Annotated in this window: 9 protein-coding genes; all 9 read left to right on the top strand. The window is 60.7% G+C overall.

Features of this window, described 5'->3' with window-relative positions; translation table 11 throughout:
• Positions 1-805, top strand: an 805-nt coding sequence (locus tag B0E42_RS28235; protein WP_077508630.1) for a GTP 3',8-cyclase MoaA, incomplete at its 5' end; no start/stop codon positions are given.
• Between the two features lie 187 nt (positions 806-992).
• Complete coding sequence (locus B0E42_RS28230; RefSeq protein WP_018613586.1) at positions 993-1,598, top strand: DUF4823 domain-containing protein; 606 nt, start codon at positions 993-995, stop codon at positions 1,596-1,598.
• Positions 1,599-1,613: 15 nt separating this feature from the next.
• Entirely contained in the window at positions 1,614-2,174 is a 561-nt protein-coding gene (locus B0E42_RS28225; RefSeq protein WP_077508628.1) for a DUF1285 domain-containing protein, read from the top strand.
• Between the two features lie 158 nt (positions 2,175-2,332).
• Positions 2,333-3,079 carry a FadR/GntR family transcriptional regulator gene (locus B0E42_RS28220; RefSeq protein ID WP_003204233.1) on the top strand — a complete coding sequence of 249 codons (747 nt, stop codon included), beginning with the start codon at positions 2,333-2,335 and terminating at the stop codon, positions 3,077-3,079.
• Positions 3,076-3,951 (top strand): SMP-30/gluconolactonase/LRE family protein, encoded by an 876-nt coding sequence (locus B0E42_RS28215; protein ID WP_077508626.1) that lies wholly within the window; start codon positions 3,076-3,078, stop codon positions 3,949-3,951. Before B0E42_RS28220 ends, B0E42_RS28215 begins: the two co-directional genes overlap by 4 nt.
• 236 nt (positions 3,952-4,187) lie before the next feature.
• Positions 4,188-5,006 (top strand): SDR family oxidoreductase, encoded by an 819-nt coding sequence (locus tag B0E42_RS28210; protein ID WP_018613590.1) that lies wholly within the window; start codon positions 4,188-4,190, stop codon positions 5,004-5,006.
• A 175-nt stretch (positions 5,007-5,181) separates the two neighbouring features.
• On the top strand, positions 5,182-6,186 hold the full coding sequence (locus tag B0E42_RS28205; RefSeq protein WP_018613591.1) for a substrate-binding domain-containing protein: 1,005 nt from the start codon (positions 5,182-5,184) through the stop codon (positions 6,184-6,186).
• 75 nt (positions 6,187-6,261) lie between these two features.
• Complete coding sequence (gene araG, locus B0E42_RS28200) at positions 6,262-7,806, top strand: L-arabinose ABC transporter ATP-binding protein AraG (protein ID WP_018613592.1); 1,545 nt, start codon at positions 6,262-6,264, stop codon at positions 7,804-7,806.
• 10 nt (positions 7,807-7,816) lie between these two features.
• Positions 7,817-8,785, top strand: a complete 969-nt coding sequence (gene araH, locus B0E42_RS28195; protein WP_053180931.1) for an L-arabinose ABC transporter permease AraH — start codon at positions 7,817-7,819, stop codon at positions 8,783-8,785.
• Positions 8,786-9,018 lie beyond the last annotated feature (233 nt).

The raw sequence follows: 9,018 nt of genomic DNA, 5'->3' as shown, positions 1-9,018 counted from the left end.
CGAGGCCGCCGGCATCGAGCGGCTGCGCATCACTGGCGGCGAACCGTTGGTCAGCCCCAAGCTCGAGCGTTTCATGACGGCGGTGGGGCAGATGGGGCTGGAGGACATCAGCCTGACCACCAATGGCCAGTTGCTGGCGAAAAAACTGCCGTTGCTGGTAGACGCCGGTATCCGTCGTATCAATGTTTCCCTCGACACCCTGGACCCTGCCGCGTTTCGCAGTATCGCCCGTGGCGGCGATCTGGCGACCGTGCTTGATGGTATGGAGCAGGCCCGGGCCACCGGGATGAAGATCAAGGTCAACATGGTGCCGTTGCGCGGGCAGAACCTGGACCAGGTGATGCCTTTGCTCGAATACTGCCTGGAACGTGGCTATGAGTTGCGTTTCATCGAGTTGATGCGCATGGGCCATCTGGCCAGCGATTCCAACGCATTTTTGCAGCAGTTCGTCAGCCTTCAACAGTTGCTGAGCCTGATTGGCGATCAATACGAATACCTGCAAGCCGACGCCCCGGTGGATGCCACGGCGGTGCGCTATGAGATACCGGGGCTGGGTCACTTTGGCGTGATCGCCAACGAAAGCGTGCCGTTTTGCCGTACCTGTTCGCGCCTGCGGTTGTCTTCCACGGGCTGGCTGCACGGCTGCCTGTCGTCGAGTAACCGTCACTTCGTCGGCGACCTGCTGGACAAGCCCCGTCACCAGGCCTTGCCGGCGCTTCAGCGCTTGCTGGTCAAGGCGTTGGGGGACAAGCAGGAAGTGGCATTCTCCGGCGGCGCGACCATCATGAAAATCATCGGCGGCTGATCTATTGCTATCGCGGGCAAGCCTTGCTCCCACAAGTACGACGCTTACCATGTGGGAGCAAGGCTTGCCCGCGATAGCAATTTTCCATTCACTTGGATACATCTGCCCCCCATCTCGATGAGCTGGCGCAAAAGCTGCATCCCACGACCATTCGCCGGTTTTCCGACACCGGTTTTTGGAGGGTAGGATGCGTAGCCTGGTTTTGCTGCTGGCCGTTTTGGCGCTTGGTGGCTGCATGAATGTCAGCGACATGGGAGAGGGTGTTCGTTACCACATGAGCGACGCTGGCCTGCTGGACCATAGCGACAGCCGTCGTGTGAACAACCTGCGTATTCAGCCAGACTCGTTCATCTACATTGCCCAGGGCGCCTTTGCTCCGCCAGGCAGTGCCTATCCGCGTCCCAACGTCGTGGCCGAGGAAGCCTTCAATGGCTTCATCGAATATTTCCCCATGGTCCGTCGCGCCCGTGTTCCCGAAGGCCTCGACCAGGCCATGGGCGAAGCCCGTTCCGCCGGCGCCCATTATTTGCTGTACACCCGCTTCGCCAAGGCCGACAACCGCATTGGCAACACTGACGAATGGCAGGATGAAGAAGCCGTGGATCGTCTGGGCGTCGATACCAGCGTGATTCAAATCATGTTGATCGAGACCAGCACCCAGTATTTGATTGATACTGCACGGATCAAGAGTCGTGGCGGTTTACTGACGTTGCACGACAAGCAGCCACAAGACCTCATCGCCCCGCCTTTGCGTGAATATGCCCGCAGCCTGCTGGGGATGAGCAACGAATAAATGTAAGGAGTCACCATGAGCGGACCGCAAAAAGCCAATGACTTGCTGGGGCAGATCCCCAAGACCAAAGGCCTGCCGCCGGTCCACTTGTGGAACCCCGACTTCTGCGGCGACATCGACATGCGCATCGCCCGGGACGGCACCTGGTATTACCTGGGCACGCCCATCGGGCGCAAGCCGATGGTCAAGCTGTTCTCCACCATCATCCGCCGCGACGGCGATGATTACTTCCTGATTACCCCTGTGGAAAAAGTCGGCATCAAGGTCGATGACGCGCCGTTCGTGGTCGTGACCCTTGAGGTCGAAGGGCAGGGGGAAGGGCAGTTGTTGCGCTTCACCACCAATGTCGAGGAAACCACTGAGGCCGGTGCCGAGCATCCGCTGCGGGTGGTGATCGATCCCCAGACCCAGGAACCCGCGCCCTACGTGCATGTGCGCAGCAATCTCGAAGCACTGATCCATCGCAATGTGTTCTACCAACTGGTGGAACTGGCGGTCAGCCGCGAGATCGACGGACAGCGCTGGTTGGGCGTGTGGAGCGGCGGCGAGTTTTTCCCTATCGGCCTGGAGCCCTGACCCCTTGCGGGAGTGATGGTTGATCCAACATCTGTGTCGGCTGGACGACTGCTATCGCGAGCAAGCTCGCTCCCACAGGGGTATGCAAAATTCAAATTGACACCCAATCGTATGATGATTAGCGTGGGTCTCCAATAAGAGTGGTCCGCGGGGTTTTCATGTCCAGCAGTTTTCATGCATCGACCGTCGATTGGCTGGGGGGCTGGATAGCCGCCGGCCAGGTCAAGCCTGGGCAAACCATCAAGGTCGAAGCAGACTTGGGCGAGCAACTGGGCGTCAGTCGCACGGTGATTCGCGAGGCGATCAAGACCCTGGTGGCCAAAGGCATGCTGGAAGTCGGGCCGAAAGTCGGCACGCGGGTGTTGCCGGTGCGGCGCTGGAACCTGTTCGACCCTCAAGTGGTGGGCTGGCTGTCACGCAGCGGCCTGCCGGAAAACTTTGTCGACGACTTGCTGGACCTGCGTCGCACCATCGAGCCGATGGCGGTGCGCTGGGCCTGCGAGCGGGCCACGGCCGATCAGGTGCAGGCGATCCGCCTGGCCTACCATGCACTGGAGCGAGCTGTGGACAGCGGCGCCGATTACAACCGTGCCGACCAGTTTTTCCATGAGTGCATCCTCGCTGCCAGCCATAATCAGTTCATCGAGCAAATGGTTCCGGCCCTGGGGGCGCTGCTGGCGGTGTCGTTCGAGGTGTCGGCGGCCGACCCGGATGAGCTGCGCCGCACCTTGCCCATCCACAAGGACATCGCCGACGCCATCGCCGCCCGTGACGCGGCGCGGGGCGTCTGGGCCTGCATGACCCTGATCGATAACGCTGACCTGGCCATCAAACGCTTTTACCCCAATGTCATGGCCGGTCGAACAGACGCTGCCGGGCAAGCCGGGAACGGGAGATTTCAATGAAGTGGACGGCTGTGACGGAACACCGGGCGAAGTTGGGCGAGGGGCCCTTCTGGGACGAGCCGACCCAGGCGTTGTATTGGGTCGATATCGCCGGCAAGCAGGCACTGCGGTTGATTGGCGCCAACGTACAGATCTGGCAGATGCCCGAGCATGTCTCCGCTTTCATTCCGACCCAGAGTGGCGACGCCTTGGTGACCCTGAGCAGTGGGGTCTACCGCCTTGATCTCGATTCTCCGGGCCTGGAACCGCGCCTGACGCTGCTGTGCATGGCCGATCCCCAGCCAGGCAATCGTCCCAACGAGGCCCGTTGCGACGCCCTGGGTCAACTCTGGCTCGGCACCATGCAGAACAACATCGGTGACGAAGGCGAGGACTTGCCGATCGAGCGGCGCTCCGGCGGGCTGTTTCGCGTCGCCGGTGATGGCCGGGTCATGCCCTTGTTGCGCGGGCTGGGTATTCCGAACACGTTGCTCTGGAGCCCCGATGGCACCACGGTGTATTTCGGCGACAGCCTGGATGGCACGTTGTATCGGCACTTTATCTACCCGGAAGGCAACCTGGCGCCTGCCGAGGTCTGGTTCGGCCCGCACCCGCGTGGCGGCCCGGATGGTTCGGCGATGGATGCCCGGGGCTATATCTGGAACGCCCGCTGGGACGGCAGTTGCTTGTTGCGGCTGAATCCGGACGGGCAGGTCGATCGGGTGATCGAACTGCCCGTCAGCCGCCCGACCAGTTGTGTGTTCGGCGGCGAAGACCTCAAGACGTTGTACATCACCAGCGCGGCGAGCCCATTGGGTCATCCGCTGGACGGTGCCGTGCTGTCGATGCGTGTCGACGTGCCTGGCGTGGCGTGTACAAGGTTTGCAGGCTGAATCCCAAAATATGGGATGTAAATATATATATTGAGATTATTTGGCGGCCGGGTTTATAGTCGGCTCCATCGGCAATACGCACTCACACTAAAAAAACAAAACAGGTGAAGTGATGCAACGATCTTTCCCCGTACGCCCCGGCGGCGTACGCCGGCCACTGTTCTTTCAAGCGCCTTTGCGCCGGTCATCCGTGGATGCCCGGTTTTTCTCGTGCCCGCGCGCAGGAGGCTTGAACCATGGCTGAGCCCTTGGTCTTGCCACCCGTGCCGGAGCCACCGAAGGGCGAGCGCCTGAAAGACAAGGTCGTGCTGTTGACCGGTGCCGCCCAGGGCATTGGCGAGGCCATCGTCGCGGCGTTCGCGTCGCAACAGGCCCGGTTGGTGATCAGTGATATCCAGGCGCAGAAGGTCGAGGCGGTGGCCGCCCACTGGCGTGAACGCGGGGCCGACGTGCAAGCGCTGCAGGTCGATGTGTCGAAGCAGCAGGACTTGCAGGCCATGGCCCGGCGTGCCGTCGAGCTGCACGGTCGCATCGATGTGTTGGTCAACTGCGCTGGCGTCAATGTCTTCCGTGACCCGCTGGAAATGACCGAAGAGGACTGGCGTCGCTGCTTCGCCATCGATCTGGACGGCGCCTGGTACGGTTGCAAGGCCGTGTTGCCACAGATGATCGAGCAGGGCGTGGGCAGCATTATCAACATTGCCTCGGTCCATTCGTCCCACATCATTCCCGGCTGTTTCCCTTACCCGGTGGCCAAGCATGGCCTGCTCGGCCTGACTCGCGCCCTGGGCATCGAATACGCGCCAAAAGGGGTACGCGTCAACGCCATCGCCCCGGGTTATATCGAAACCCAACTGAACGTCGACTACTGGAACGGCTTTGCCGATCCCCATGCCGAACGCCAGCGTGCGCTGGATCTGCACCCGCCACGGCGCGTCGGGCAACCGATCGAAGTGGCAATGACGGCCGTGTTCCTGGCCAGTGACGAAGCACCGTTTATCAATGCCTCATGTATCACCATCGATGGGGGGCGTTCGGTCATGTACCACGACTGAATATTCTTGGATTGCAGTGGGAAACTTCGCCTGTAATCCAATCATCATACGATATGACTATTCAGGCCTATGCTGTGTAGCAACTTGATGTAACCGCCCAGCCTGCGCATTTCCACCGACGGTGGAGCAGAACCCTGGACGTTTGGCTTTCAATAAAAAAAACAAGGAGTCAACTATGAAACATCGTCGTGGGATCCGTTCCCTGTGTCGCGCCGCCCTGGCGGTTACCGCGGTCAGTCTCAGCAGTCACTTGCTGGCGGCCGATGCGGTAAAAATTGGTTTCCTGGTCAAGCAGGCCGAGGAGCCTTGGTTCCAGACCGAATGGGCGTTTGCCGAGAAGGCGGCCAAGGATAAAGGCTTCCAGTTGATCAAGATCGCCGTGCCCGACGGCGAGAAAACCCTCTCGGCCATCGACAGCCTGGCCGCCAACGGGGCCAAGGGCTTCGTGATCTGCCCGCCGGACGTGTCCCTCGGCCCGGCCATCATGGCCAAGGCCAAGCTCAACGATCTCAAGGTGATTGCCGTGGACGACCGTTTCGTCGACGCCAGCGGCAAGTTCATGGAAGACGTGCCGTACCTGGGCATGGCCGCGTTCGAGGTGGGCCAGAAGCAGGGCGCCGCCATGGCCGCTGAAGCGAAAAAACGCGGCTGGGATTGGAAGGACACCTACGCGGTGATCAACACCTACAACGAATTGGACACTGGCAAGAAGCGCACCGACGGTTCGATAAAGTCTCTTGAAGATGCCGGTATGCCGAAAGATCACATCCTCACAGCCGCCCTGAAAACCCTCGACGTACCCGGCAGCATGGACTCCACTAACTCGGCCCTGGTGAAACTGCCAAGCGCCGCGAAAAACCTGATCATCGGCGGCATGAACGACAACACCGTGCTGGGCGGCGTGCGCGCCACCGAAGCCGCCGGGTTCAAGGCGGCCAATGTGATCGGCATCGGTATCAACGGCACTGACGCCATCGGTGAGTTGAAAAAACCCAACAGCGGCTTCTTCGGTTCGATGCTGCCTAGCCCGCACCTCGAAGGCTACAACACCGCCGCGATGATGTACGAGTGGATCACCACCGGCAAGGAGCCGCCGAAGTACACCGCCATGGACGAGGTGACGCTGATCACCCGGGAGAACTTCAAGCAAGAGCTGGAAAAGATCGGCCTGTGGAACTGACGGCCGGTTGATTCAAAAGCGGCCCTGGTCACTTGAGTGGCGGGGTCGCTTGATCTCTGTAAGTTCGAGGTGGTTATGCAAGCGCAAACAGCGACACGGCAACACAACATCGGCGGCAGCTTGCGATTCAACGGGATCGGCAAGTCCTTTCCCGGCGTGCAGGCGCTGGCCAATATCAGTTTCGTTGCCCATCCGGGGCAGGTCCATGCCTTGATGGGTGAAAACGGCGCCGGCAAGTCCACGCTGCTCAAGATTCTGGGCGGTGCCTACATCCCGAGCAGCGGCGACTTGCAGATCGGCGAGCAGACGATGGCGTTCAAGGGCACTGCCGACAGCATCGCCAGCGGTGTGGCGGTGATTCATCAGGAGCTGCACCTGGTGCCGGAAATGACCGTCGCTGAAAACCTGTTTCTCGGCCATTTGCCGGCGCGTTTCGGCCTGGTCAATCGGGGCGTGTTGCGCCAGCAGGCGCTGATGCTGCTCAAGGGCCTGGCCGACGAAATCGACCCGCAGGAAAAAGTCGGTCGCCTGTCCCTCGGCCAGCGCCAATTGGTGGAAATCGCCAAGGCCTTGTCCCGTGGTGCCCACGTCATTGCTTTCGACGAACCCACCAGTAGCCTGTCGGCCCGTGAAATCGACCGTTTGATGGCGATCATCGCCCGCCTGCGGGACGAGGGCAAAGTGGTGCTGTACGTCAGTCACCGCATGGAGGAGGTGTTCCGTATCTGTAACGCGGTGACGGTCTTCAAGGACGGTCGTTACGTGCGGACCTTCGAGAACATGAGCGAGTTGACCCATGATCAACTCGTCACGTGCATGGTCGGTCGCGATATCCAGGACATCTATGACTACCGTCCTCGGGAGCGCGGCGATGTGGCGCTGCAAGTGAAGGGCCTGTTGGGGCCGGGCTTGCGCGAACCGGTGAGTTTCCAGGTGCACAAGGGCGAGATCCTCGGCTTGTTCGGGCTGGTCGGCGCCGGTCGTACCGAGCTTTTTCGCTTGCTCAGTGGCCTGGAGCGTCAGCGCGAGGGCAGCCTGGTCTTGCACGGCAAGGAACTGAAATTGCGTTCACCAAGGGATGCCATCGCCGCGGGCGTGCTGCTCTGCCCGGAGGATCGCAAGAAGGAAGGCATCATTCCGTTGGGCAGCGTGGGCGAGAACATCAACATCAGTGCGCGCTCGTCTCATTCCACGCTCGGCTGCCTGTTGCGTGGCGACTGGGAGCGGGGCAATGCCGACAAGCAGATCAAGTCGCTGAAAGTGAAGACCCCGGCGGCCAGCCAGAAAATCATGTACCTGTCCGGCGGCAACCAGCAGAAGGCGATTCTTGGTCGCTGGCTGTCGATGCCGATGAAAGTCCTGCTGCTGGACGAGCCCACTCGCGGCATCGACATCGGCGCCAAGGCGGAGATCTACCAGATCATCCACAACCTGGCGGCCGACGGCATCGCGGTAATTGTGGTGTCCAGCGACCTGATGGAAGTGATGGGCATTTCCGACCGAATCCTGGTGCTCTGCGAAGGGGCCATGCGCGGCGAGCTGTCGCGTGACCAGGCCAACGAATCCAACCTGCTGCAACTGGCGCTGCCGCGCCAACGCGTTGCCGACGCGGCGAACTGAGAGGTAAATCATGACCATTCAAAACAATGCACTGCCAACGGCACGCAAACCCCTGGACCTGCGCCGTTTCCTGGATGACTGGGTCATGCTGCTGGCGGCCGTCGGCATCTTCGTGCTCTGCACCCTGATGATCGACAACTTCCTGTCGCCGTTGAACATGCGCGGCCTGGGCCTGGCGATTTCCACCACCGGCATCGCGGCCTGCACCATGTTGTATTGCCTGGCGTCCGGGCACTTCGACTTGTCGGTCGGTTCGGTGATTGCCTGTGCCGGCGTGGTCGCGGCGGTGGTGATGCGCGACACCAACAGCGTATTCCTCGGCGTCAGCGCGGCGCTGGTGATGGGGCTGATCGTTGGCCTGATCAACGGCATCGTCATCGCCAAGCTGCGGGTCAACGCGTTGATCACTACCCTGGCAACGATGCAGATCGTCCGCGGCCTGGCCTACATCTTTGCCAACGGCAAAGCGGTGGGTGTGTCGCAGGAATCGTTCTTCGTGTTCGGCAATGGCCAATTGTTCGGCGTACCGGTGCCGATCCTGATCACCATCGCCTGCTTCCTGTTTTTCGGTTGGCTGCTGAATTACACCACCTACGGGCGCAACACCATGGCCATCGGTGGCAACCAGGAAGCGGCGTTGTTGGCGGGGGTGAACGTTGATCGCACCAAGATCATCATCTTCGCCGTGCATGGCGTGATCGGCGCCCTGGCTGGGGTGATCCTGGCATCGCGCATGACCTCCGGCCAACCGATGATCGGCCAAGGCTTCGAACTGACCGTGATCTCGGCTTGCGTGCTGGGTGGGGTGTCGTTGAGCGGTGGTATCGGCATGATCCGCCACGTCATCGCCGGCGTGCTGATTTTGGCGATCATCGAAAACGCGATGAACCTGAAGAACATCGACACCTTCTACCAATACGTCATCCGCGGCTCGATCCTGCTGCTGGCGGTGGTGATTGACCGCTTGAAACAACGCTAGACGGCAGGCTTACTGGCGACTGATCTACCGCCATCGCGAGCAAGCTCGCTTGTATGGTAGGACTTGAAGGGAGGAGGAGGGACAAAGCTCGATTCTGACTGTTAGCCGCAGTACAGACCGTGGGAGATTTCACCCCTCCTCCTTTCACCCAAGCGCCGATAAAGAATGCATCTGGCCTAGACCGACGATAGGAACAAGCCTGCGCCTCTGGGTGAACCCTTCAAGTGTTCAAA

Origin of the sequence: Pseudomonas sp. A25(2017) (assembly GCF_002001065.1) — a bacterium.
Classification (GTDB): domain Bacteria; phylum Pseudomonadota; class Gammaproteobacteria; order Pseudomonadales; family Pseudomonadaceae; genus Aquipseudomonas; species Aquipseudomonas kilonensis.
Note: the sequence above shows the minus strand (reverse complement) of the source record. Positions and strands in the feature narration are given on the sequence as shown.